The sequence below is a fragment of the Spiribacter roseus genome, from assembly GCF_002813635.1.
Taxonomy (GTDB): Bacteria; Pseudomonadota; Gammaproteobacteria; order Nitrococcales; family Nitrococcaceae; genus Spiribacter; species Spiribacter roseus.
In genome coordinates this window covers 371,609-394,955 of the sequence record NZ_CP016382.1, presented here as the reverse complement: position 1 = coordinate 394,955, position 23,347 = coordinate 371,609, and the positions used below count along the sequence as shown (strand labels likewise).

General features: G+C 67.2%; 23 protein-coding genes and 1 tRNA gene. 4 read left to right on the top strand and 20 right to left on the bottom strand.

All coding sequences use genetic code 11. The features are described from left to right. Nucleotides 1-115: 115 nt before the first annotated feature. Nucleotides 116-970 carry a bifunctional methylenetetrahydrofolate dehydrogenase/methenyltetrahydrofolate cyclohydrolase FolD gene (gene folD / locus BBH56_RS02000; protein ID WP_110883146.1) on the top strand — a complete coding sequence of 285 codons (855 nt, stop codon included), beginning with the start codon at nt 116-118 and terminating at the stop codon, nt 968-970. Here folD and radA read toward each other — a convergent pair. The 10 genes from radA to rnr form a co-directional block, all read right to left on the bottom strand. Next, nucleotides 967-2,358 (bottom strand): DNA repair protein RadA, encoded by a 1,392-nt coding sequence (radA, locus tag BBH56_RS01995; RefSeq protein ID WP_148121766.1) that lies wholly within the window; start codon nt 2,356-2,358, stop codon nt 967-969. The two genes, folD and radA, sit on opposite strands and share 4 nt — an antisense overlap. Then, the gene (gene alr, locus BBH56_RS01990) at nt 2,345-3,439 is read right to left on the bottom strand and encodes an alanine racemase (protein WP_144347728.1); all 1,095 of its coding nucleotides are present in this window, start codon (nt 3,437-3,439) and stop codon (nt 2,345-2,347) included. Before alr ends, radA begins: the two co-directional genes overlap by 14 nt. After that, nucleotides 3,436-4,821: a replicative DNA helicase gene (gene dnaB / locus BBH56_RS01985; RefSeq protein ID WP_144347729.1), complete on the bottom strand. Its 1,386-nt coding sequence runs from the start codon at nt 4,819-4,821 to the stop codon at nt 3,436-3,438. The genes alr and dnaB overlap by 4 nt, the downstream gene beginning before the upstream one ends. Before the next feature lie 16 nt (nt 4,822-4,837). After that, a complete protein-coding gene (rplI, locus tag BBH56_RS01980) occupies nt 4,838-5,287 on the bottom strand; it encodes a 50S ribosomal protein L9 (protein WP_110883150.1) in 450 nt (149 codons plus the stop codon). A gap of 33 nt (nt 5,288-5,320) precedes the next feature. After that, on the bottom strand, nt 5,321-6,187 hold the full coding sequence (locus BBH56_RS01975) for a hypothetical protein (protein WP_110883151.1): 867 nt from the start codon (nt 6,185-6,187) through the stop codon (nt 5,321-5,323). A 27-nt stretch (nt 6,188-6,214) separates the two neighbouring features. Further along, on the bottom strand, nt 6,215-6,439 hold the full coding sequence (rpsR, locus tag BBH56_RS01970) for a 30S ribosomal protein S18 (RefSeq protein ID WP_110883152.1): 225 nt from the start codon (nt 6,437-6,439) through the stop codon (nt 6,215-6,217). A gap of 11 nt (nt 6,440-6,450) precedes the next feature. After that, a complete protein-coding gene (priB, locus tag BBH56_RS01965; protein WP_110883153.1) occupies nt 6,451-6,768 on the bottom strand; it encodes a primosomal replication protein N in 318 nt (105 codons plus the stop codon). Next, the gene (gene rpsF, locus BBH56_RS01960) at nt 6,765-7,193 is read right to left on the bottom strand and encodes a 30S ribosomal protein S6 (RefSeq protein ID WP_144347730.1); all 429 of its coding nucleotides are present in this window, start codon (nt 7,191-7,193) and stop codon (nt 6,765-6,767) included. The genes priB and rpsF overlap by 4 nt, the downstream gene beginning before the upstream one ends. Before the next feature lie 112 nt (nt 7,194-7,305). After that, the gene (gene rlmB, locus BBH56_RS01955; RefSeq protein WP_148121765.1) at nt 7,306-8,055 is read right to left on the bottom strand and encodes a 23S rRNA (guanosine(2251)-2'-O)-methyltransferase RlmB; all 750 of its coding nucleotides are present in this window, start codon (nt 8,053-8,055) and stop codon (nt 7,306-7,308) included. Continuing rightward, complete coding sequence (rnr, locus tag BBH56_RS01950) at nt 8,052-10,397, bottom strand: ribonuclease R (protein ID WP_148121764.1); 2,346 nt, start codon at nt 10,395-10,397, stop codon at nt 8,052-8,054. The genes rlmB and rnr overlap by 4 nt, the downstream gene beginning before the upstream one ends. 114 nt (nt 10,398-10,511) lie before the next feature. On the opposite strand from rnr, the gene BBH56_RS01945 reads away from it, so the two are divergent. The 3 genes from BBH56_RS01945 (at nt 10,512) to BBH56_RS01935 (ending at nt 12,780) form a co-directional block, all read left to right on the top strand. Then, a tRNA-Leu gene (locus BBH56_RS01945) sits at nt 10,512-10,598 on the top strand. 93 nt (nt 10,599-10,691) lie between these two features. Continuing rightward, complete coding sequence (locus BBH56_RS01940; RefSeq protein WP_148121763.1) at nt 10,692-12,071, top strand: glutamate decarboxylase; 1,380 nt, start codon at nt 10,692-10,694, stop codon at nt 12,069-12,071. 10 nt (nt 12,072-12,081) lie between these two features. Next, complete coding sequence (locus BBH56_RS01935; RefSeq protein WP_148121762.1) at nt 12,082-12,780, top strand: hypothetical protein; 699 nt, start codon at nt 12,082-12,084, stop codon at nt 12,778-12,780. Here BBH56_RS01935 and BBH56_RS01930 read toward each other — a convergent pair. From BBH56_RS01930 to BBH56_RS01885, 10 genes are read right to left on the bottom strand one after another with little or no spacing between them, the layout of a single operon-like run. Further along, nucleotides 12,752-14,047 carry an adenylosuccinate synthase gene (locus tag BBH56_RS01930; RefSeq protein WP_148121761.1) on the bottom strand — a complete coding sequence of 432 codons (1,296 nt, stop codon included), beginning with the start codon at nt 14,045-14,047 and terminating at the stop codon, nt 12,752-12,754. The genes BBH56_RS01935 and BBH56_RS01930 overlap by 29 nt on opposite strands. Continuing rightward, the gene (locus BBH56_RS01925; protein WP_148121760.1) at nt 14,044-15,270 is read right to left on the bottom strand and encodes an ATP phosphoribosyltransferase regulatory subunit; all 1,227 of its coding nucleotides are present in this window, start codon (nt 15,268-15,270) and stop codon (nt 14,044-14,046) included. The genes BBH56_RS01930 and BBH56_RS01925 overlap by 4 nt, the downstream gene beginning before the upstream one ends. Nucleotides 15,271-15,281: 11 nt before the next feature. Continuing rightward, nucleotides 15,282-15,443: a DUF2065 domain-containing protein gene (locus BBH56_RS01920; RefSeq protein ID WP_318262575.1), complete on the bottom strand. Its 162-nt coding sequence runs from the start codon at nt 15,441-15,443 to the stop codon at nt 15,282-15,284. A 36-nt stretch (nt 15,444-15,479) separates the two neighbouring features. Then, a complete protein-coding gene (hflC, locus tag BBH56_RS01915; RefSeq protein WP_148121759.1) occupies nt 15,480-16,361 on the bottom strand; it encodes a protease modulator HflC in 882 nt (293 codons plus the stop codon). Further along, nucleotides 16,361-17,614, bottom strand: coding sequence for an FtsH protease activity modulator HflK (hflK, locus tag BBH56_RS01910; RefSeq protein ID WP_148121758.1), 1,254 nt, complete (start codon nt 17,612-17,614; stop codon nt 16,361-16,363). The genes hflC and hflK overlap by 1 nt, the downstream gene beginning before the upstream one ends. A 55-nt stretch (nt 17,615-17,669) precedes the next feature. Next, nucleotides 17,670-18,986: a ribosome rescue GTPase HflX gene (gene hflX / locus BBH56_RS01905; protein ID WP_148121757.1), complete on the bottom strand. Its 1,317-nt coding sequence runs from the start codon at nt 18,984-18,986 to the stop codon at nt 17,670-17,672. 34 nt (nt 18,987-19,020) lie between these two features. Next, on the bottom strand, nt 19,021-19,272 hold the full coding sequence (hfq, locus tag BBH56_RS01900) for an RNA chaperone Hfq (protein ID WP_110883165.1): 252 nt from the start codon (nt 19,270-19,272) through the stop codon (nt 19,021-19,023). 53 nt (nt 19,273-19,325) lie between these two features. Then, a complete protein-coding gene (miaA, locus tag BBH56_RS01895; RefSeq protein ID WP_148121756.1) occupies nt 19,326-20,264 on the bottom strand; it encodes a tRNA (adenosine(37)-N6)-dimethylallyltransferase MiaA in 939 nt (312 codons plus the stop codon). 5 nt (nt 20,265-20,269) lie between these two features. After that, nucleotides 20,270-22,018 carry a DNA mismatch repair endonuclease MutL gene (mutL, locus tag BBH56_RS01890; RefSeq protein ID WP_148121755.1) on the bottom strand — a complete coding sequence of 583 codons (1,749 nt, stop codon included), beginning with the start codon at nt 22,016-22,018 and terminating at the stop codon, nt 20,270-20,272. A 5-nt stretch (nt 22,019-22,023) separates the two neighbouring features. Continuing rightward, on the bottom strand, nt 22,024-23,310 hold the full coding sequence (locus tag BBH56_RS01885; protein ID WP_318262574.1) for an N-acetylmuramoyl-L-alanine amidase: 1,287 nt from the start codon (nt 23,308-23,310) through the stop codon (nt 22,024-22,026). Nucleotides 23,311-23,347 lie beyond the last annotated feature (37 nt).

Genomic DNA, 23,347 nt, shown 5'->3' with positions numbered 1-23,347 from the left:
CGGGGCGGGATTGTACAACCATTCCCGCCCCAGATCATGTCAATGGCTGGATCCGCCCGGGCTCGGGCGGTAAAGTCCGCGCAGCGTCGAATCCACACCGGTGAGGAGCCCGCCCATGGCCGCCCGAATCATCGACGGCAAGGCGATTGCCGCCGACATCCGTGATCAGATCCAGACCGCGGTCAGCGAGCGTCGCGAACACGGTCAATCCACACCCGGCCTGGCCGTTGTGCTGGTGGGTGACAATGCCGCCTCATCGGTCTATGTGCGCATGAAGCGCCGCGACTGCGAGCAGGTGGGCTTCGTCTCGCAGGATTACGACCTGCCCGCCACCACGACCCAGGCCGAGCTCATGGCGCTGATCGATGAGCTCAATGCCAATCCCGCCACCCATGGCATCCTCGTACAGCTGCCGCTGCCCGAATCCATTGATGCCCAGGCGGTCATCGAGCGCATCGATCCCGCCAAGGATGTGGATGGCTTTCACCCGCAGAACGTCGGTCGGCTGGTCCTGCGCCTCCCGGGGCTTCGCTCGTGCACGCCACACGGCGTCATGACCCTGCTGCAGCACACCGACGTCGACCCGGTCGGGGCCCACGCGGTGGTGGTCGGACAGTCGAATATCGTCGGACGGCCCATGGCGCTCGAGCTGCTGAACGCCCGCTGCACCGTCACGATCTGCCATAGCCGCACACGGGATCTACGCGATCAGGTGGCCCAGGCCGACATCCTGGTCGCCGCGGTGGGGCGGACGGGCTTTATCCCCGGCGAGTGGATCAAGCCCGGTGCCACGGTGATCGACGTGGGCATCAACCGCCAGCCAGACGGGCGTCTGTTGGGGGATGTGGCGCCGGAGACGGCCATGGCCCGCGCGGCATGGATGACACCGGTACCGGGCGGCGTGGGACCACTGACCCGCGCGACGCTGCTGGAGAATACCCTGGCGGCCACCCGCCAGCTTGACGGCTAATCCGCCTCGCGGATCCAGTCGAGGGCGGCATCGAGCCGCTCAACGCCGATGACCTCAAGCCCCTCGGGTGCCTCGCCCCGCGCCGGCGCGTTCTTGGCCGGCACCAGGGCGCGCCGGAAACCGTGCCGGGCCGCTTCCGCGAGACGGTCCGGGCCGTTCGGGACCGGCCGGATCTCGCCGGCCAGACCCACCTCACCAAATATCACCCAGTCCTGGGGGATCGGGCGATCACGCAGGCTTGAGATCACGGCCAGCAGCGCCGGCAGGTCGCTGGCCGTTTCGGCGATGCGCACCCCGCCGACGACATTGACGAAGACGTCCTCGCCGGCGGTGCTCACCCCGGCGTGACGCTGCAGCACCGCCAGCAGCATGCCCATGCGATTGCCGTCCATGCCCACGGCCAGCCGCCGCGGATTGGACAGCGGGCTTTCCGCCACCAGTGCCTGGAGTTCAAGCAGCAGGGGCCGGGTGCCCTCGCGGGTGACCAGAATGGCACTGCCGGGCACCGGCTGTTCGTGGCGTGACAGGAAGATCGCGGAGGGGTTTTTCACCTCCTTGAGGCCGGTCTCGAGCATGGCGAACACCCCCAGCTCGTTGGCCGCGCCGAAGCGGTTCTTGACCGCGCGCAGCAGTCGATAGCGACTGCCGGAGTCGCTCTCGAAGTAGAGCACCGTGTCGACCATGTGCTCCAGCACCCGCGGGCCGGCGAGCTGGCCTTCCTTAGTGACATGGCCGACCAGGAACAGCACCGTCCCGGTCTGCTTGGCAAACTGCACCAGCTGAGCGGCCGCCTCGCGCACCTGCGCAACGCCCCCCGGGGCCGAGCCTAGGGCATCGCTGTGAATGGTCTGAATGGAATCGACGACGAGCACCTCGGGGCGCTCGCGGGCAGCCAGCTCGATGATGGTCTCGACCCGGGTCTCGGCCAGCAGCTTGAGCCCGGCATCCCCCACGCCCAGCCGCTCGGCGCGCAGGCCGACCTGCTGGAGCGACTCCTCGCCGGTGACATACAGCGCCCCATGGCGGCTGGCAACTCGGGCCACCACCTCGAGCAGAAGGGTCGACTTGCCAATGCCCGGATCACCGCCCAGCAGGATGACGCCGCCGGCCACCAGACCGCCGCCCAGCACCCGATCAAACTCCCCGACCCCGGCCGAAAACCGTGTCTCGCGATCGCGCGGGACTTCGGCCAGTGTGCGGATGCCACTGTCGCCCGCATACTGCGCCCGCCCCTGGATGGATCCGCGGGTACCGGCGGCCGGCGTCGGCGCGCGCTGCTCTTCGAGGGTGTTCCACTCACCGCACTCCGGGCACTGGCCGGCCCACTGGGGGGATACCGCCGCGCAGGCGGTGCAGATGTAGCGGGTCTTGGTACTACCCTTGGCCATGCTCGTCTCCACGCCGGTACACCCGTTCAACACGCGGCGTCAGCCGGCAGAACAGCTCGTAACTGATGGTCCCGCAGGCCGTCGCCACCGTGGTGGCCAGCGGCGCCTCCCCCCACAGAACCACGCGGTCGCCCACCGCCGCCATCGGCGCATTGCGCAGATCCACCGCGATCATGTCCATGGAGACCTTGCCGATCAGCGGGCAGGGGCGGCCGGCCACCTGAACCGGGGTACCATCCGGCGCATGCCGCGGGTAACCGTCGCCATAGCCGATGGAGGCCACCCCCACCGGCATCGACTCGGGGCAGACAAACCGACTGCCGTACCCCACGCCATGCCCCGCCGGCAGCCATTTGACCGAGATCAGCGCGGCCTCGAGGCGCATGACCGGCTGCAGTGGCGGATGCCCATCGGCGTCGATCAGCGGCGATGCGCCATAGAGCATGATGCCGGGACGGATCCAGTCGGCGAACGGCTCGAGCCCGCGCAGGGTCGCCGCGGAATTGGGCAATGTCACCGGACGGGCGTCATTCACCACCTCGCCGAAACGCTGCATCTGCGTGGCCGTGCCCGCATGGTCGGGGGTGTCCGCGTGGGCCAGATGCGTCATCCAGCGCACTGATCCCACAGTGTCCAGTGCCAGGAGTTGCTCCAGCGCCGATGCGGCGTCTTCCGGCAGAAACCCGAGCCGCCCCATGCCGGTGTCCACCTTGAGCCAGCAGTCGATGGGCGTCGTAATATCCGCCTCGGCCAGTGCCTGGATCTGCCAGGGCTGGTGGATGACAGCGTCCAGCCGGCGCGCCGAGAGCACGGGGATCTCGCCGGCATCGAAAAATCCTTCCAGCAGGATGATGCGGTGCATCAGCCCGGCCGTGCGCAGCGGCAGCGCCTCCTCGAGGCAGCTTACCGCGTAGCCATCAGTGAGTGCCGCCAGCTCGTGGGCCACCGGCAGCAGACCATGACCATAAGCATCGGCCTTGAGCACCGCCATGACATTGGCGGTGGGTATCTGTGCGCGAGCCACACCCAGATTGTGTCGCAGGGCGTCGAGCCGAATCGTTGCCCGGGCCGTGCGGCTCACTGCCAGCCACCGCCTCCGTAGCCGGCATCGGCGATGAAGTTCTCAAAGCGCGTGTACTGTCCCAGAAACGTCAGTCGGACGTTGCCGATGGGCCCGTTGCGCTGCTTGCCGATGATGATCTCGGCCGTCCCCGCGTCGGGGCTTTCCTCGTTGTAGACCTCATCGCGGTAGATGAACACGATGACGTCGGCATCCTGCTCGATCGCTCCCGATTCGCGTAGATCCGACATGATCGGGCGCTTGTTGGGGCGCTGCTCGAGGCTGCGGTTGAGCTGCGAAAGCACCATGACCGGAACGCCCAGCTCCTTGGCCATGCCCTTGAGGGCCCGGGAGATCTGGGAGATTTCGGCGGCGCGGTTCTCCTTGAATCCCGGCAGCTGCATAAGCTGCAGATAGTCCACCAGCACCAGGCCCAGGCCGTGTTCCCGCTTCAGGCGCCGACAGCGGGCCCGCATTTCGGTGGGGGTCAGGCCCGGCGTGTCGTCAATGAACAGGTTCGCCTGCGAGAGCAGGTTCATGGTGCTGGTCAGTCGTGGCCAGTCATCGTCATTGAGCCGGCCGGATCGGATCTTCTGCAGCTCGACCCGCCCCAGGGACGAGAGCATGCGCATGGCGAGCGCGTCGGCGGGCATCTCCATGCTGAACACCGCCGTTGGCGGGCCGCTCTGCAGCGCCGCCGCCTCGGCGATGTTCATGGCAAAAGTAGTCTTGCCCATGGAGGGCCGCCCGGCGACGATCACCAGATCGCCGTCCTGCAGGCCCGAGGTCATGCGGTCGAGGTCGGTGAACCCGGTCGGCAGGCCGGTGACGTCACTGTCCTGGTGATAGAGCGTGTCGATGCGGTCGACGACATCCGGCAGCACATCGCGGACGCCGACAAAACCGCGCCGGTTGCGCCCGGACTGTTCGGCGATCTGAAAGATCTGCCGCTCGGCGTTGTCGAGCAGATCAGCGGAGTTCTGGCCCTCGGGGTTGAACCCGGCATTGGCCACTTCGGTGCCCGCTTCGATGAGCTGGCGCAGCACCGACTGCTCGCGCACGATGTCGGCATAGGCGCGGATGTTGGCGGCACTGGGCGTGTCCCGCGCCAGCAGGCCCAGATAACCAAGCCCGCCCGCGCTCTCGAGGAGGTCGTTGGACTTGAGCCACTCCGAGAGCGTGACGGCGTCCATGGGCTGGCCGGATTCCGCCAGACCGTCCAGGGCGCGGAAGATCAGGCGATGATCGCGACGGTAGAAGTCCGCCTCGCTGACGCGATCGGCGATCTGATCCCAGGCATTGTTATCGAGCATGAGTCCGCCAAGCACCGCCTGCTCCGCCTCGATGGAGTGCGGTGGCACCTTGAGTGCCTCGGCGCTGACGGCATTGCCGGACTCAACCATCCCGGGTGCGGGTCCTTCAGGCGTCGCCGCTGACGTTCACATAGGCCGTGGCATTGACGTCGGCATGCAGATGAACCTCGACGCTGTACTCACCCACGGCGCGGATCGGGCCATCGGGCATGCGCACTTCGTGGCGGCCGACCTCGACGCCGGCGGCGGTCAGGGCCTCGGCGATGTCCTGCGGGCCGATCGAGCCGAACAGCTTGCCCTCTTCGCCGACATTGGCGGCGATGGTGACGGGCTGGGCGTTGACCTGCTCGGCACGCTGGCGTGCCGCGGCCAGCTCTTCGGCGGCCTTGCGCTCAAGCTCGGCGCGCTGGGCCTCGAAATAGGCCACGTTCTCGGCCGTCGCAGGCCGGGCCTTGCCCTGCGGGATGAGATAGTTCCGACCATACCCGGCGCGGACGCGGACCGTGTCACCCAGCCCCCCCAGGTTGGCCACTTTTTCCATCAGAATGACTTCCATTTTTCGTACCCCGACTTCAAGTCTGTTCGTTTGTCAGCTCTCGGGCGCAAGCCGCGCCCGAAAATTCATGATTGGATCGGCCAGGCCGATCAGTACCGCCGGTCGCAGCAGCAGCGGCAGGACCAGGTAAAACCCGACCAGCCAACCGGTGTGCCAACCGCGGCGGGCGACAATCGCATGCGCCACCGCCACCGCCTGCAGGATGAACACCGCGCCCAGAATGGTGCCCAGGTCCGCCAGCAGCCCCGGCGCGTTGAACGCCCCGGCCAGTACCGCCGCCGCGGCCAGCGCGGCAAACCAGCGGCTCAGGTGCAGGTCATGAAACTCGCTGCGGAATCCTCCGGGATTGTACAGCATCGCCTGCCACCAACGACCCAGCAGCAGACACAGCAGCGCCACGCCGAGGACGTTCGTCACCCACAGACCGGTCAGTCGCGGCGCGAGCTGCTCCACCGTCCGATCCCAGCCCTCACCGGGCGGCGCGGCGAGCAGCTGTTGCGAGAGCACCTCGAGGACCTGGCGCCAGAACACCGACGGATCCCCGTAGAGCCCGTAAAACGCCACGACGGCACCCGCCGCCACCAGCGCACCGGCCTGGATGGCGGTCGCCAGCGATACCCGGACCCGCAGGACCTGGGCCATGCCCATGACCGGCAGCCAGATCAGCGCCAGCGGCTGGAGCACCGCCAGCGGTGTCCCCAGCATCACCGCGTAGATGGGCACCAGCGCCGCGGTGGCCCCCGCCAGGATGAGACCGCCCTCGGCCAGCCCCCGGCGCAGCGTAATCAATGCGAGCAGCCCGGCACTCAGCCAGAACAGCAGCGGCATCAGCGCGCCGAGCGCGACCATGCCCACCGCGGCAAGGCGGCTGCGCATGGCGAACTCGAGCAGGGCACGCATCAGCGGGGGCCGGGCGCGGTCACGCGCTCAGTGGCTGTCCGTGTACGGCAGCAGCGCCAGATAGCGGGCACGCTTGACCGCGGTGGACAGCTGGCGCTGATACTTGGCGCGGGTGCCGGTGATCCGGCTGGGCACGATCTTGCCAGTCTCGGTGATGTACTGGCGCAGCGTGTTCAGGTCCTTGTAGTCAATTTCCTTCACCCCTTCAGCGGTGAAGCGGCAATACTTACGGCGACGGAAAAAACGGGCCATGTCTGAATCCTCTATTCGGTCGGGGTCATCCGCTCGAGGCGGCTGACGCTGATGATGATCGGGTCGGTATCGGGCGTGCGCTGACGGGAGCGGCGCATGTAACCACTGACGCGGACCGGGCTGCCGGCGGGCAGCTCATTGAGCTGCTCCGCCAGCGGCGTGCCGGCGGCGCTGACCCCCACCCGGAATCGGATGGGGCGCGAGGCGCCGGCCTCGGTCTGCTGCGATTCATGCTCGATCAGCCCGCGGGCGATCGGGACGCCGGCCGGCGAATGACGAAGCCCCGCGGCCTCGACCAGCCAACCGGTCAGCTCGACGTGATTGCTCACGCGCCGGTGTCGGTGTCCGCCTCGTCGGCGGTATCACGCTCGCCGCCATCGGTGTCGGCGTCGGCGTCATCACGCTCGCGCCGCGGGGGCCGCTCACGCTCTTCCTCCTGTCCCTTGGCAAGGGGCGACGGGTCGGTCACCGCCTCGCTGCGCGCCAGAACCATGTTCCGGATGACGGCGTCGTTGAAGCGGAACATCGATTCCAGCTCTTCGATATCCGAGGGCTCGCACTCGATGTTCATCAGAACGTAGTGCGCCTTGATGAGCTTGTTGATCGGGTAGGCAAGCTGGCGCCGCCCCCAGTCTTCAAGCCGGTGGATACTGCCGCCGTTGCCCTCGATGAGCCCGCGATAGCGCTCGATCATGGCAGGGACCTGGTCACTCTGGTCGGGATGGACCAGAAAGACGATTTCATAGTGCCGCATTGTGGCTCCTTTCGGTTGATCCGGCCTGTGCCGGGAAAGCCGCCCGCCATAACGGGCAGCAAGGAGAAATCAGCGTCGGCTGATTAATCCATCAGTATAGTCGAGCGGGGTGTCAGGATAAAGCGCTGCGCTGCCGGACCGCCTCGAACAGCACGACGCCCGTGGCGACGGAGACATTCAGGCTCTCCACGCGGCCGGCCATCGGAATGGCCACGAGGGCATCACAATGCTCGCGGGTGAGCCGCCGCAGCCCGGTACCCTCGGCGCCCATGACCACCGCGACCGCCCCGCCCAGGTCACTGTCATGCAGGCCGATGGCCCCCGTATCGGCCAGACCGAACAGCCAGATCCCCCGATCACGCAGATCCCGCAGGCAGCGCACCAGGTTGGTGACCTGATACAGCGGCACCGCCTCCGCGGCCCCGGCAGCCACGCGGTGGACCACCGGCGTCAGGCCGGCGGCGCGGTCGCGGGGCGTAATCACCGCATCCACACCCGCCGCATCGGCGCTGCGCAGACAGGCGCCCAGATTATGGGGATCCTGCACCTGATCGAGGACCAGGATCAGCGGCTCGTGCGCGAGCCCGTCCAGATGCTGCGCCAGACCGCCCTCATCCAGCGGCGGCCGGCCCTGCCAGGCGACGATGACACCCTGGTGATTGAAATCCGGCAGCTTCTCATCAAGGGCGCGCGGGTGGCTGACATGCACCGGGCACTCCAGCGCCTCGAGCTGCCGGCGCAGCTTCTGGTGGCGGCCGTCACGACGGCGGCTGTCCAGCCATACCTCGCGCACCCGTGACGGGTCGTAGCGCAGGGCCGCCTGCACTGAGTGGAGGCCACCGATCAGCGTTGTCTGGCTCATCCGCGCCGGCGGCGGTTGCGCGACTCCGAGCGACGGCCGTTGCGGGACTTGCCCCCCGACTTACTCCGATCCTTGCCCTTGTCCCTGCCCTTGCCGTTGCCTTTCGACCGGCTGCCGGCGCTGTCACCCAGCGGCTCGCCATCCGGCCCCAGGGGATGGGCAATGGGGTCGAAGTCGATCTTGCCGTCGTCGACGTTCACCTGGGCCAGCCGGACCCGGATGCGGTCGGTGAGCCGGTACTCCTTGCCGGTGCGCTCGCCCACCAGGCGATGGCCGATGGCGTCGAAGTGGAAGAAGTCCTGCTCGAGGTTGGTGATATGAATGAGCCCGTCGACGTACAGGCCATCCAGTTCGACGAACAGCCCGAACGAGGTCACGCCGCTGATCACGCCGGTGAACTCCTCGCCAATGCGGCTCGCCATGAACCGGCACTTGAGGGTCATCAACGCCTCGCGGGTGGCTTCCTCGGCGCGGCGGTCGGTCATCGAGCAGTGCTCGCCCACGGTCACCAACTGGTCTTCGGTGTACTCGAACGCCTCGATCGGCTGCTTGGACAGCACATGCTTGATGCCGCGATGAACGATCAGGTCGGGATAGCGACGGATCGGCGAAGTGAAATGCGCGTAGGCATCCAGCGCCAGTCCGAAATGGCCGGCGTTGTCCGGGCGATACTCCGCCGCCATCATCGAGCGCAGCATGATCGACTCGATGAAGTGGCGGTCGGGGCGCTGCTTGACGGTTTCCATCAACGCCGAGAAGTCCTGGGCGGTGGGCTCGTCGCCACCCCCCAGGGTGAGACCGGTCTGGGCCAGGAACTCGCGCAGATTCTTCAGGCGCTGCTCCGCCGGCGGCTCATGCACCCGGTACAGCGACGGAATGCGATGCCGGCGCAGGAAGCGTGCGGTGGCGACATTCGCCTTGACCATGCACTCCTCGATCAGGCGATGGGCATTGGTCCGCTCCGCGGGATGAACGTCGGCGACCTGGCCCTGGTGATCAAACTCGATCACCGACTCGCTGGTATTGAAATCGATGGCGCCGCGCTTCTGGCGATCGATCCGCAGCGCATCGAACACCGCATAGAGATCGCCGATGTGCTTGAGCAGCGGCTCATGCTCGCGCAGCAGCGAAGGGTCGCGCTCGTTATGGATCGCGTCCACGTCCTCGTAGGTCAGGCGCGCCGCCGACTTCATCAGCCCCTCATAGAACCGCGAGCGCTTGAGCTGACCCTCGCGGTCGATCTGCATTTCGCAGACCATGCACAGCCGGTCGACGCCGGGATTGAGCGAACACAGTCCGTTGGAGAGATTCTCCGGCAGCATGGGCACGACATTGCGCGGGAAATAGCAGGAATTGCCACGTTCTGCCGCCTCCGTGTCCAGCGCTGAGCCGGGCGTGACGTAGGCGCCCACATCGGCGATCGCCACGATCAGTTTCCAGCCGCTGGCGGTGGGCTCGCAGTAGACCGCGTCGTCAAAGTCACGCGCATCGGCACCGTCGATGGTCACCAGCGGGAGCTGGCGCAGATCCTTGCGCCCCGCCTTGCTCGACTCGGGCACCTCGTCGCCAAAGCCGGCGGCTTCGGCCAGCACCTCGTCGGGCCATTCCACTGGTATGCCGTGGGTGCGCGCCGCCACCGCCACCTCGTCGCCCGGGGCGATGCGGGTACCGAACACCTCGATGATGCGGCCAATGGGCTGACGGCGCTGCGAGGGCTGACTGACCACTTCGGCGGTCACCAGCTCGCCGTTGGCAGCGCCATTGGCGTCCGCGCCGGGGATGATCAGATCCTGATGCAGGCGCTTGTTGTTGGGGACCACAAAGCCGATCCCGCTTTCCTCGTAATAACGCCCGGCGATTTCCTGATTGGCATGCTCGATGATCTCGACCAGTTCGCCGGTGGGCCGGCCATCGTCATCGTCGCCGGTCAGTCGCACCACCACCCGGTCGCGGTTGAGCAGCCGGTGCATCTCGCGGGGGGCGAGATAGACATTCGGCCCCGGACGGTCGGGATGGACGACCCCCGAGCCGTCCGGCGATGAGCGGATGCGCCCGCGGACCAGCTCCTGGTTATCGACCACCACATAGCCGTTGCGCCGGTTACGCACCAGCTGGCCGTCACGCTCCATGGCCTTGAGGCGCCGCCGCAGGCCCTCGAGCGCATCCTCGTCGGTCAGCCCGAACAGTTCGGCCAGGTCCTTGCGGGACAGGGGGCGGGCCTGGGCCTCGAGTTGCTGGGTGATGTATTCCCGGCTGGGAACCGGGGATTCGTACTTGCCTTTCTCGCGATCGAGATACGGATCGCGGGAGGGATCCGCGCTTTCGGTGTCTTTTTCTGTCATGGCCGACAGGATACGGCATGCGCGTCACGGTGCCTACGCGAATGCTCGATTTCGTTGACAGATTCGGGGCCCGTCGGTACCCTTCGCTGCGTTGTTGAGGACGGCCTCATCAATGCCGAGGTGGCGGAATTGGTAGACGCGCTAGCTTCAGGTGCTAGTGGGGGAGACCCCGTGGAGGTTCAAGTCCTCTCCTCGGCACCACATCTGACTTCGATTCGCATTTGAATCCCTCCCCTGCCTGATCAATACTTGCCCATTGAACGCTTGACGATTCAATGGAAAGGAATTGATTCCATGTCAGACCGTGCCGACCGCTCCGATGACGAGCTCTATGCTTCGCACACACTCGCCATGGGGCTCGAGAAATCGCGATTCCCTGAGGCCACCGCCGATCCCCGCGCCGTCAGCTCCGCGATCCGCGACGAGCTGCTGCTGGACGGCAACTCGAGACAGAACCTCGCCACCTTCTGCCAGACCTGGGAAGAACCCGAGGTCCACGCCCTCATGGACGTGTGCATCGACAAGAACATGGTCGACAAGGACGAATATCCCCAGACCGCGGAGATCGAGGCCCGCTGCGTGCGGATGCTCGCCGAACTCTGGCATGCCCCGGACGGGCCGGCCACCGGCTGTTCAACGACCGGCTCGAGTGAGGCCGCCATGCTCGGTGGCCTGGCGATGAAACGCCGCTGGGAAGCCGGGCGGAAGGCGAAGGGACTGAGTACCGAGCGGCCCAACCTCGTCACCGGTCCGGTGCAGGTGTGCTGGCACAAGTTCGCCCGCTACTGGGACATCGAGCTTCGCGAAGTCCCCATGGCGCCCGGCCGCCGGCTCCTCACCGCCGAGGAGGTGCGCCGGCACTGCGACGAAAACACCATCGGCGTGGTCCCGACGCTGGGGGTCACCTTCACCGGCGAGTTCGAACCGGTGAAGGCGATCAGCGATGCGCTCGACGCGCTCGAGCGCGACACCGGGCTGGATATTCCGATTCATGTCGATGGCGCCAGTGGCGGCTTCCTCGCCCCCTTCTGCGCGCCGGATCTGGTCTGGGACTTTTCCCTCCCGCGGGTGCGCTCGATCAATGCCTCGGGCCATAAATTCGGTCTCGCCCCCCTCGGCGTCGGCTGGGTACTGTGGCGCGAGCAGAGCGACCTGCCGGAGAACATGATCTTCTGGGTGAACTACCTGGGCGGCGACATGAAGGACATCGCGCTCAACTTCTCCCGCCCCGGCGGTCAGATCGTGTGTCAGTACTACAACTTCGTGCGCCTGGGCCGCGAGGGCTACGCGCGGGTGCATGGCGCCTGTTACGACACCGCGGCCTATCTCGCCGGCGAGATTGCGGCGATGGGCCCCTTCGAGATCATCTACGACGGCGATCGATCGCGCGGCATCCCGGCCGTTTCATGGAAACTCAGGGACGGGACGGATCCGGGGTTCACGCTGTTCGATCTGGCCGACCGGCTGCGGGCACGCGGCTGGCAGGTGCCGGCCTACACGCTGCCGCCGGCCTGCGATGATCAGGCGATCCAGCGTATTCTGGTGCGTAACGGCGTGAGCCGCGATCTCTGCGAGCTGCTGGTTGCCGACATGCAGTCCGCCCTCGCCCATCTGGAGGCGCATCCGGCTCAGGTGCCGCTCGGCGAGGCCGAGGCCTCGGGGTTTCACCACTAGGGGGTTCCCGTTGGCGCTGCGGTTCTGGCAATCGCCCGGCTACGACGCCGGGACCGCCGGCTTTTTTGCCGTCGGTTCGCTGCTGTTCATGCTGGGGGCGGCCCTCTCGCTGGTCACCAATCCGCTCACCGGCACGCAGATCGCCATCGTGTTTTTCCTCGGCTCGATCCCCTTCACGATCGGCGGCTTTCTGCAGAATTTCCAGGCCGCGAATGCATCCGATCCCTCGCCCGCCAGCGAACATCGCCCGGCCAGGCGGGTGCGGCTCGTCGGCTGGCGCCCCCGAAGCCTGACCTGGCTCAGCTCGGTGACCCAGTTCGCGGGCACCGTCGCCTTCAACGTCAATACGTTTGATGCCATCTACCCCGGCATCGGCTGGTACGACCGGGACGTCACGATCTGGGTGCCGGGGATGATCGGATCGGTGCTGTTCCTGATCTCGGGTTATACCGCCTTTGTGGCGACAAGCCACGGCGCCTGGTCATGGCGGCCGGCGTCTCGGGACTGGTGGAGCGTGGCGGTCAACCTGCTCGGCTGCATTTTTTTCATGACCGCCGCGGTCACCGCCTTCGTACCGCCCGAGCGGGCACCGGCCTGGATCGCGGCCGTGGCCAATATCCATCTCTGGCTGGGTGGCGCCTGCTTTCTGATCGCCGCGTTACTGACGATCGTGGGCAGTCTCAGTGATCGAAGGGGTGGCGCCGGATGATCGTATCGCGCCGGTCGGCCCCAGTGGAGATGATGTCCACGGGCACGCCACACAGCCGCTCGATGGTCTCGAGATAATCCCGCGCCGCCGCGGGCAGATCCGCGTAGCGCTGGATCCCCAGCGTGGAGGTCTTCCAGCCCGGCATTTCCACATACTCGGGCTCGCATTCCGCCAGCGCTTCGGCACCGGCCGGCAGGACATCGCTGCGCTGGGCGCCACAGCGGTAGCCGGTACAGATGCGCAGTGTGTCCAGCTCGTCGAGCACATCGAGCTTGGTCATGCATAGCCCCGACAGGCTGGAGATCTGCGCCGCCCGGCGCATCGCCACGGCATCAAACCAGCCGCAGCGGCGTGGGCGCCCGGTGGTGGAACCGAACTCGTGGCCGCGCTCCGCCAGGTGGCGTCCCAGCTGATCCGAGAGCTCGGTGGGAAATGGCCCTGCCCCCACCCGGGTGGTATAGGCCTTGGTGATCCCCAGCACATAATCGAGCTCGAGCGGCCCCACGCCGGTGCCGGTAGAGGCCGCGCCGGCGGTGGTGTTGGATGAGGTGACGTAGGGATAAGTCCCCTGATCAATGTCCAGCAGTGTGCCCTGCGCGCCCTCAAACAGCAGGCTGTCACCCGCCGCCCGGTAGCGGTGCAGACGATGGGAGATATCGGCCACCATCGGCTCGAGCTCCGCGGCCATCGCCAGGCACTCTTCCTGAATCGCCTGGAAGTCCTGCCCGGCCTCGCCGTAATAGTGCTTGAGCACGAAATTATGATAATCCAGCAGCTCGCCCAGCTTGGCGGCCAGGCACTCGCGCTGGAACAGATCGCCGATGCGGATGCCGCGCCGCGCCACCTTGTCCTCGTAGGCGGGGCCGATGCCCCGCCCCGTGGTGCCGATGGCGGCCTTGCCGCGGGCCCGCTCGCGGGCCTGATCGAGGGCGATGTGCGAGGGGAGGATCACCGGGCAGGCCGGGCTGATGCGCAGGCGCTCGCGCGCCGGGACACCCGAGGCCTCGAGGGCGGTGAGCTCGTCCATGAGCGCCGCCGGCGAGATCACGACGCCATTGCCGATCAGACACTCCACGCCGTCGCGCAGGATGCCGGAGGGGATCAGATGCAGGACGGTCTTGTGGCCGTCGATCACCAGGGTATGGCCCGCGTTATGCCCGCCCTGGAAGCGCGCCACCGCCGATACCCGATCGGTGAGCAGGTCCACGATCTTGCCCTTTCCCTCGTCCCCCCACTGGGAGCCGATCACCACCACACTTTTTGTCATTCGTTCTCCGCTGATTCGATGGTCTCGATCTGCCAGTCGCCGCCGGCGGCCTGTACGAGCTGGCGATTGCAGCCTTGACCGGCCGCTGCCCCGGGATGTCCCGGCAGCGCCCAGATCACCGTTTCGCCGGCCTCGCGCAGTGCCGCCACGCGCCGGCGCAGCGCCTCGTCCGCTGACCACGGCGCGGCAATGGCGCCGCCGCCCGGCAGATCGTCGGTGGTCATTGCGGCGGCCCGCCGCAACGCCTTGAGATCGGCGCTGAATCCGGTGGCCGGCCGCCCACGCCCGAAGACCGCCCCGATGTCGTCATAGCGCCCGCCGCGGGCCAGCTCGCCGGACACCCCGGGCGTGTAGGCCGCGAAGACGATTCCGGTGTGGTAGCGATAGCCGCGCAGTTCGCCCAGATCGAAGTGCAGCGTCATATCCGGTCGTGCCGCGGCAAGGGCCTCGGCGGTTCGGGTCAACGCCTCGAGCGCGGCGTCCACGGGTTCGCCGGCCCCGGCCAGAGCCTCCGCCGCCGCCGTGAGGACCTCCGCGCCGCCACTCAGGCCCGCCAGTGCCGAGAGCCGGCGATGATCGGCCGGAGCGACGTCGAATTCCCCCAGCAGTGCCTCGATATCAGCGGTGGATTTGCGCTGCAGGGCATCCCACAGACGCGCTTCGGCGTCGCCCTCGAGGCCGGCGGCACTGCAGAGTCCACGAAAGATACCCACGTGACCGAGGTCGACATGCAATGGCTCAATGCCGGCGGCACTGAGGATCTCGGCCATCAGACCGATGACCTCGACATCACTCTCGATACCGCCGTGACCGTACAGCTCGGCGCCCATCTGCAACGGGTTGCGCGACCCTTCGCCCCCCTCGGCGCGGGTGCGCAGCACCGTACCGCTGTAGCACAGCCGCACCGGCCCCTCGCGGCGCAGCTGGTGGGCATCGATACGCGCCGCCTGCGGCGTAATATCAGCACGCACCCCCATCATTCGCCCGCTCATCTGATCGGTGAGCTTGAAGGTCTGCAGGTCAAGATCGTGGGCGACACCCGAGAGCAGTGCCTCGAGGTACTCGATGACCGGCGGCATCACCAGTTCATAGCCCCAGCGCGCGCAGCGCTCCAGACTCGACTGGCGCAGGTGCTCCAGCGCGGCCGCCGCCGGCGGGAGCAGTTCTTCAACCGAGTCGGGCAGCAACCAGGGGCTGTGCGGGCCCGGCGATCTGTCAGTCATGAAATCGTCCTTCAGCGAACCAGATAAAGGAGCAGGATACCGGCCAGCATTGATGCCACGCCGGTCAGCCGAAGGCTTTTATCATTTTGCTGGACGATAGAGAAGAGCGCCCGCCGCAGATTGCGGGGGCTGAGAAAGGGCAGGATCCCCTCGAAAATCAGAAGCAGCGCCACTGCGGTGAGAAGATCCTGCATGGTCGGGCGCGTCGATCAGGGCGAGGTCGTTAACGAGTCGAGCTGATCAAAGTACCGGAAGAACTCCGAATCAGGCGACAGCACCAGCATGTCGGTGTCGTCGTTGAAGGTGTTCTCGTAGGCGCGGAGGCTGCGGTAGAAGCGGTAGAACTCCTCGTCGGCCTCATAGGCGTCGGCGTAGATCCGCGTCGCATCGGCGTCCGCGGCACCGCGCACCTCCTCGGCCTCACGCCGTGCCTCGGCGAGGATTTCCTCGCGGCGACGGTCGGCCGCCGAACGGATCCGCTCGGCCTCTTCCTGGCCCTCGGCCCGGAACTGGCGCGCGACCTGTTCACGGGCGGCGACCATGCGGTTGAACACCGACTCGCTCACGCCCTCGGGCAGGTCCACACGCTGCAGCCGGACGTCAAGAACGCTCACGCCCAGTGAATTACCGGCCTGACTGGCCGCGTCGGTGAGCAGATTCATGATCTCGGCCCGGTCCCCGGAGATGACCTCCTGGACCGTGCGCTTGCCGAATTCGGCCCGCAGCCCGTCACGGACGATTTCCGACAGCCGCAGGTTGGCCTCACGCGGGCTGGCCCGCACCGTGATGTAGTACTGCTCGACGTCTTCCACCCGCCATTTCACGAACGTATCCACGATCAGGTTCTTCTGCTCGCTGGTCAGAAAGCGCTGCGGGCTTTCGTCCAGCGTCTGGACGCGGGCATCCACCTTGCGGACGTTGTTCACGAACGGAATCTGGAAGTACAGGCCAGGCTCGAAGTCGGTCCGAACGACCTCACCCAGTCGAAACTTCAGTGCCCGCTCGGTTTCCTTGACGGTGAACGTCCCGAAGGTGATTCCAATGACCAGCAGCAGGACTACCGCCGCCACGATTGCACTCAGGCGATTCATTAGCGTGTCTCCCGCATCCGCAGCGAACCGCTCGATGCGCTGCTGCTCTGTGAGCCGCTCGAGCTGCTATTGCTCGAGACGGTGTTGTTCATGGACGAACCGGCGGTGTCGCCTGAATTGCTCGCTGAGGGACCACCGGAGCGCATCATCCGGTCGAGCGGCAGATACATCAGCTGCTGGCTCGACTCATTGTCGATCAGCACCTTGCCGGTGTTACCCAGCACCCGCTCCATGGTGTCGATGTACAGGCGATCACGGGTGACCCGCGGTGCCTGGGCATAGGCCTGCTGCTGCTGGCTGAAGCGGCTCGCGTCACCGCGGGCATTCTGGACGATCCGGGCCGTGTAACCCTGGGCTTCCTCCGTCAGGCGGGCCGCCTGACCCTGCGCCCGGGGAATGACCTCGTTGCGGTAGGCCTCGGCCTGATTGATCAGCCGCTCGCGGTCCTCACGCGCCTTGATGGCATCCTCGAAGGCGGGCTGGACCTGCTCCGGCGGCTGCGCATCCTGAATCACCACCTCGACCACGTTGATGCCGGTGTTATAGCCCTCCATGGTCTCGACCACCAGCTCACGGGTCTGCTGGGCCACCTCGGTCCGTCCTTCAGTGATGACGAAGTCCATGTTGCGCTTGCCGACGATCTCGCGCAGGGCGCTCTCGGTCACGCTCTTGAGCGTCGCCTCGGGCTGCACGAAATTGAAGATGAAGTCCGCCGCATCCGAGATGGTGTACTGAACCGCCAGCTGCACGTTCACGATATTCTCATCTTCGGTGAGCATCAGGGCTTCAGAGAGCACGGGCCGCGTCTGCTGCGCCGCCACGGCCTGATAGCCGATGGTCACCCGCCGGCGCTGCGAGACATCCACGGTCTGCACCGCGCTGATCGGGTACGGCCAATGCCAGTGCGGCCCCGGACCCGCCGTTTCCTGATAGGCCCCGAAACGGGTCACGACGCCGCGGGTTCCCTGATCGACGATGTAGATTCCGGACAGGAGCCAGACACCCACGAGGACGGCCACGATGATGCCGATGCCCTTGGCACTTGGCAGACCGGGGCCACCGCTACCGCGGCCGCCATCACTGCCGCCGGAACCACGGCCCCCGCCGGTCTTTTTACCGAACAGTCCCTCGAGGCGCTGCTTGGCTTTGCGGATTGCCTCGTCGAGGTCGGGCGGTCCCTGATTGCCGCCGCGATTGCCCCCGCCACTGCTCCAGGGATCGCGGTTGTTACCGCCGGGTTCGTTCCAGGCCATGAATGTTCTCCAGTAATGATCGGCCGGCGCTGTGCGTCGCACCAGACCGGGGATTCTAATGAGCCACTGCGCCCGCGGGCAAGTTGGCATCGGTGAGCGGGACGAGTTCCGCCGTCAGGCCCTCATGTCGGTGGAGCCGTGCCAGCGCCCGCGCCGGCAGTTCCACCACTAGTTCGATGGCCCCCTGCTCGGTGATGCGCTCATCGAGCACGTCACCGAGCGCATAGAAGCGCGCCCGCAGGCGACCTTCCGCGGGGCTGAGCCGGATCAGGCCGCGGGCCTGCTCGGCGCTGACCCGCTCGGCGATGGCGGCGTGGAAAAGGTCCAGCCCGGCGCCGGTGGCCGCCGACAGCCAGACCGCCACCGGCCGACCGTCGTCATCGCGATCAATGCGTGGCGCCACGCCCCGCGCATCGATCTTGTTGTAGACCCGCAGCTGAGGCACTTCATCGGCGCCCAGCGCCTCGAGCACCGACTCGACTTCGCGGGCGTTTTCCTCGCGGATGGGATCAGCGGCATCAATGATGTGCACCAGCAGCTCGGCCTCGACCACCTCCTCGAGCGTGGACCGGAACGCCGCGACGAGCTGCGGCGGCAGATCGCGGATGAACCCCACTGTATCGGCGATGACCGCCGCCTCGCCACCGGGCAGCTCAATGCGCCGGAGGGTGGTGTCCAGCGTCGCGAACAACTGATCCGCGGCGTAGACGCCGGACGCGGCGACGCGGTTGAACAGCGTCGATTTACCGGCGTTGGTGTAGCCCACCAGCGAAACCGCGGGCAGATCCTGCTGGCGGCGCGCCTTGCGGCCCTGGTCGCGCTGCTGACGAACGCGCGCCAGACGCTTTTCAAGCTGTCGGATGCGGGTCCCCAGCATCCGCCGGTCGAGTTCGAGCTGCGTCTCACCCGGGCCCCGCAGGCCGATGCCGCCCTTCTGGCGCTCGAGATGCGACCAGCCGCGCACCAGCCGGCTGGCCAGGTGCCGCAACTGGGCGAGCTCGACCTGCAGCTTGCCCTCATGCGAGCGGGCGCGCTGCGCGAAGATGTCCAGGATCAACCCAGTCCGGTCCAGCACCCGGCACTGCAGGGCATGCTCAAGGTTGCGCTCCTGCACCGGTGACAGGGCGTGATTGATCAATACCAGATCGGCGCCATGCGCCTGCATGGCCTCGCGCAGTTCATCAACCTTGCCGCCGCCCAGATAGGTGCGCGGGTCGGGCCTGCGGCGCCGCCCGGTCTGTCGGGCCACCACAACGGCACCGGCGGAAGCGGCCAGGGCCTCGAACTCGCGCAGCGCCTCGTCGGCGTCGACCACGCCGTCGTCCACCTGCACGAGGATGGCGTTCTCACCGCCGCCGGGGCGATCGAACAGCTGCGCCGGGGCGGTCTCCAGCGTGGGCGAGGCTTCACTCCGGGTCGGTTTCGGGATCTCGCTCCTCCTGCAGAAGCTCGCGGACGTTGCGCGATGGCACGATCGTGGAAATGGCGTGTTTGTAGACCAGCTGACTGATCGAGTTGCGAAGCAGGATCACGAACTGGTCGAACGAGTCCACCTGACCCTGGAGCTTGATGCCATTGACCAGATAGATCGACACCGGGACCTTTTCCTTGCGAAGCGCGTTGAGGAAGGGTTCCTGCAGTGATTGTCCTTTCGACATGGTGCCGTGACTCCTTGCTTGTCCGCGGCGATTATTATTGTCCGTCTCGATCCCTACGCTACCACGCGATTGATGAGATCACTAAGCCTGTCACAGGGCCTGTGCGCCAGCGGATCGAGCCATTCCAGACGATCCTCACGCCGCAGCCAGGTCACCTGGCGCCGGGCGAACTGACGCGTCGCCACCGTGCCCCGAAACGCCAGGTCATCACGGGCGATGCGCCCGTCGAGATACTCGACGATCTGGCGATACCCCACCGCCCGCATGGCAGGCAGATCGGCGTGGATATCGGGACGCGCCCAGAGCCCGGCCACCTCGTCGATCACCCCTTCGGCCAGCATCGCGTGAAAGCGCTGCTCGATGCGCGTATGCAGCATCGAACGTGATGCGGGCATTACACCCACTTTGACGACAGGACCGGGCAACGGTTCCGGTGCCGCCGTTGATTGCAGGTGACTCAATGACTGACCGGTCAGCTCGTAGACCTCGAGCGCCCGCTGGATGCGCTGTGCGTCATTGCGATGCAGCCGCTGCGCGGTGCGCGGATCGACGCCCGCCAGCCGCGCGTGCAGGGCCGCCCAGCCCCGCACCCGGGCCTCCGCCTCGAGACGGGCCCGTACCCCGGCGTCCGCCGCCGGCAGGCGCGATAGCCCGTGCAGCAGCGAACGGAAATAGAGCATGGTTCCCCCCACGAGCACCGGCAGACGCCCGGCCTGCCGAGCCGCCGCGATATGCGCCCGGGCATCGGCGACGAACTCGGCCGCGGAGTACGCCTCGGCCGGGTCGCGGATGTCGATCAAGGCATGCGGGGCCCGTGCCTGGACCGCCGGTGAGGGCTTGGCGGTGCCAATGTCCATGCCCCGATAGACCATCGCCGAATCGACACTGATCAGATCCACGCCACCGCGCGCATGCAGGGCGAGGGCCAGATCGGTCTTGCCGGCCGCTGTCGGCCCCATCAGACAGACCACCGGGAGCGTATCCGCTGCCATGGGGACTAGCGGCCGCGCAGAAAAAGCCGATCAAGGTCCGCCATGCCCAGGGACACCCAGGTGGGACGGCCATGATTGCACTGATCGATGTTGGGGGTGCGCTCCATTTCGCGCAGCAGATTCTCCTGCTCGGCCGGCGTCAACCGCCGGTTGGCGCGCACCGATCCATGACAGCCCATGGTCGCCAGCAGATGCTGCTGGCGGGCCTCGATCGCGACCGCTCCCCGATCAACGCGCAGATCCGCCAGCACATCGCGCAACAGCGCCTCGCCATCCGCCCGCGCCAGCAGCGCTGGCAGACCCCGGAGGCGGAGCTGCTCGGGACCGACCCGATCCACATCCAGGCCCACCGCCTCGAGCAGCGGCTGACTGTCCTCCACCAGGTCGGCCTCGGCCGGCGTCACATTGACCGCCACTGGCATCAGCAGCGGCTGGCGCGCCACACCCTCGTCCCGGTACTGGCGCTTGAGGCGCTCGTAGACGATGCGCTCATGGGCCGCATGCATGTCCACAAGGACCAGACCGCTGGCCGATTCGGCAAGCACATAGACACCATGAATCTGCGCCACCGCATGCCCGAGCCGCGGCACCGGGTCGGTGGACGCCGGCGCTTCGGGCGCGGGCGTGCCCGCGTCGAGGGTATCGCCGTAGACCGCCCGGGCCTCGGCCACGGGCAGTGCCAGGGCACCGGTCTGCGGCGCCGGGGCCGCGGGTGGCGGACCGGGCGACGCTCCGCCGGACTCGGACGGCGCGGTCGCGGCACTCGCACCGCCTTGGGCGAGGGCGCGTTCCACCTGACGGTGGAGGAAATCGAAGATCAGCCGGCTGTCGCGGAACCGCACCTCATGCTTGGTCGGATGGACATTGACATCGACCCGGGCGGGATCCATCTGCAGGTGCAGCAGATACGCCGGATAGCGATCCTTGAACAGGACATCGCTGTAGGCCCGCCGCAGGGCCTGCATGACCAGTCGGTCGCGGATCATGCGCCCGTTGAGGTAGACATACTGCAGATCCGGCTGACCCCGTGAGGCCGTTGGCAGGCCGAGCCAGCCCTGTAGGCGCAGCCCCGCGGCCTCGGCATCGATGCGCAGCGCTGCATCGACGAAGCTGCCGCCCATCAGTTCGCCCACACGGCGTTCCGCCGCCTCAGGCCCCAGCGCCGGCAGATCCAGCAGCCGCCGGCCGTTGTGCGTCAGCGCGAATCCCACCTCGGGGCGCCCCAGCGCGATCCGACGGACCAGCTCCTGGATGTGGCGCAGCTCCGTGCGCTCGGTGCGCAGGAACTTGCGCCGGGCCGGGACGGCATGAAAAAGGTCCCGCACCGACACTGTGGTGCCCGGCGGATGCGGCGCCGGTGCGGGCGTATCCGAATGATTCGGGGTCAGGCAGTAGCCATGCGCCTCGGTGGCCGCCCGCGAGGTGATCTCCAGCTCCGCCACCGAGGCGATGCTGGGCAGTGCCTCACCGCGAAAGCCGAGGGTGGCGATATGCTCGAGATCATCCAGCGCACCGATCTTGCTGGTGGCGTGGGACTCCACCGCGAGGGGCAGATCGGCCGCGGTCATGCCGCGGCCGTCGTCGCGGACGCGGATCAGGGTCAGCCCGCCGCCCTCGAGATCGACCTGAATGCTCTGCGCCCCGGCGTCGAGGGCATTCTCGAGCAGTTCCTTGAGCACCGAGGCCGGCCGCTCGATGATCTCGCCGGCGGCGATCTGATTGACAAGCTCGGCGGCGAGACGCTGGATCGCCATGCCGCTCAGGGGATCCGCAGCGTATGACCGGCGACGATGGTGCTGCCCGCCAGCTCGTTGGCGCGGCGCAGCTCGCTCACACTCACCGCATGGCGCTGGGCGATGTCGGATAGCGTGTCGCCCGGCCGCACCCGATATTCCTCGTCGCCGCCCGACAGCGCCAGCGCCGGACGCGTCTGCTCAACATAGGCGCGGACCCCCTCGGTCAGGCCGCGCGCCAGCTGATGCTGATAGCTCGACGACTTCAACCGGCGCTCCTCCTCGGGATTAGAGATGAACGCCAGCTCCACCAGCACGGAAGGCATATCGAGCGACTTCAGCACCGCGAAGCCCGCCTGCTCGACACCGGTGCCGTGAACATCGCCCAGCGTATCGAGCTTATTGAACAGCACATCGGCCACATCCAGGCTTTCTTCAACCGTGTGCGCGCGGGACAGATCCACCAGCACCGAGGCCACCTGCTCGTCCTTGTCGGCCAGCGACACGCCGCCGATGCGATCGGCGCGGTTCTCGCGCCGGGCCAGCATGCGCGCCATTTCACTGGTCGCGCCGTTGCGCGAGAGCACGAACACCGACGAGCCGCGCACCCGCCGGTCATGGAAGGCATCGGCATGCAGCGAGACAAACAGATCCGCCCCCGCCGCCTGCGCCTTGCGGGTCCGCTCGCGCAGGCCGATGTAGTAGTCACCGTCGCGGATCAACACCGACTCGAGCCCCTGGATGGCGTCGATCCGGTCGGCAAGCTTGCGCGCCACCGAAAGGACAATGCCTTTCTCGTAGGTGCCCGCGGCCCCGATCGCGCCCGGGTCCTTGCCGCCATGCCCGGCATCAATGGCGACCACGAAGGGCTCAGCGGCCTGGTCCGGGGCCCGGCGGACGGCCGTGTTGGGCTGAGGATCGCTGAGGTCCACCACCAGCCGATGCCCGCCGGTGTCGTTGGGCGTCATCGCAAACGACTCCGCGGCGACGGCCCGGTTTAGATCAAGGACAATGCGCACGCCCTGGTCGCGGCGGCCGCTGCGAACCCGCCGGATCGGCCCCTCGTCGCGGATGCCCTCGACCTGGTCGGCGCTGATGCGCCCGCCGTGCAGGTCAATGACGGCTCGGTGCGGATCGGTCAGCGTAAAAAGGCGGTGATCCGGTGCCCGACTCAGGTCAAAGACTACCCGCGTATGACTGGGCCCGTCCCAGGTGCGGACATCCTCGACCAGCGTCGCGCCCAGCGCGGCGCCGGCCAGCGGCAGCATCGCCAGGGCGATGGCGATCGAAATGATCCAGACAGGTAATCGCATGATGTTTGAGAGTACGCCACAGGCCGATGATGATTTC

Bases quoted from the DNA above. Each gene is read 5' to 3' on its own strand.
- folD (WP_110883146.1), top strand. From the start codon at position 116: ATGGCCGCCCGAATCATCGACGGCAAGGCGATTGCCGCCGACATCCGT.
- radA (WP_148121766.1), bottom strand. From the start codon at position 2,358: ATGGCCAAGGGTAGTACCAAGACCCGCTACATCTGCACCGCCTGCGCG.
- dnaB (WP_144347729.1), bottom strand. From the start codon at position 4,821: ATGGTTGAGTCCGGCAATGCCGTCAGCGCCGAGGCACTCAAGGTGCCA.
- rplI (WP_110883150.1), bottom strand. From the start codon at position 5,287: ATGGAAGTCATTCTGATGGAAAAAGTGGCCAACCTGGGGGGGCTGGGT.
- BBH56_RS01975 (WP_110883151.1), bottom strand. From the start codon at position 6,187: ATGCGTGCCCTGCTCGAGTTCGCCATGCGCAGCCGCCTTGCCGCGGTG.
- rpsR (WP_110883152.1), bottom strand. From the start codon at position 6,439: ATGGCCCGTTTTTTCCGTCGCCGTAAGTATTGCCGCTTCACCGCTGAA.
- rpsF (WP_144347730.1), bottom strand. From the start codon at position 7,193: ATGCGGCACTATGAAATCGTCTTTCTGGTCCATCCCGACCAGAGTGAC.
- rlmB (WP_148121765.1), bottom strand. From the start codon at position 8,055: ATGAGCCAGACAACGCTGATCGGTGGCCTCCACTCAGTGCAGGCGGCC.
- rnr (WP_148121764.1), bottom strand. From the start codon at position 10,397: ATGACAGAAAAAGACACCGAAAGCGCGGATCCCTCCCGCGATCCGTAT.
- BBH56_RS01940 (WP_148121763.1), top strand. From the start codon at position 10,692: ATGTCAGACCGTGCCGACCGCTCCGATGACGAGCTCTATGCTTCGCAC.
- BBH56_RS01930 (WP_148121761.1), bottom strand. From the start codon at position 14,047: ATGACAAAAAGTGTGGTGGTGATCGGCTCCCAGTGGGGGGACGAGGGA.
- BBH56_RS01925 (WP_148121760.1), bottom strand. From the start codon at position 15,270: ATGACTGACAGATCGCCGGGCCCGCACAGCCCCTGGTTGCTGCCCGAC.
- hflC (WP_148121759.1), bottom strand. From the start codon at position 16,361: ATGAATCGCCTGAGTGCAATCGTGGCGGCGGTAGTCCTGCTGCTGGTC.
- hflK (WP_148121758.1), bottom strand. From the start codon at position 17,614: ATGGCCTGGAACGAACCCGGCGGTAACAACCGCGATCCCTGGAGCAGT.
- hfq (WP_110883165.1), bottom strand. From the start codon at position 19,272: ATGTCGAAAGGACAATCACTGCAGGAACCCTTCCTCAACGCGCTTCGC.
- miaA (WP_148121756.1), bottom strand. From the start codon at position 20,264: ATGGCAGCGGATACGCTCCCGGTGGTCTGTCTGATGGGGCCGACAGCG.
- mutL (WP_148121755.1), bottom strand. From the start codon at position 22,018: ATGGCGATCCAGCGTCTCGCCGCCGAGCTTGTCAATCAGATCGCCGCC.
- BBH56_RS01885 (WP_318262574.1), bottom strand. From the start codon at position 23,310: ATGCGATTACCTGTCTGGATCATTTCGATCGCCATCGCCCTGGCGATG.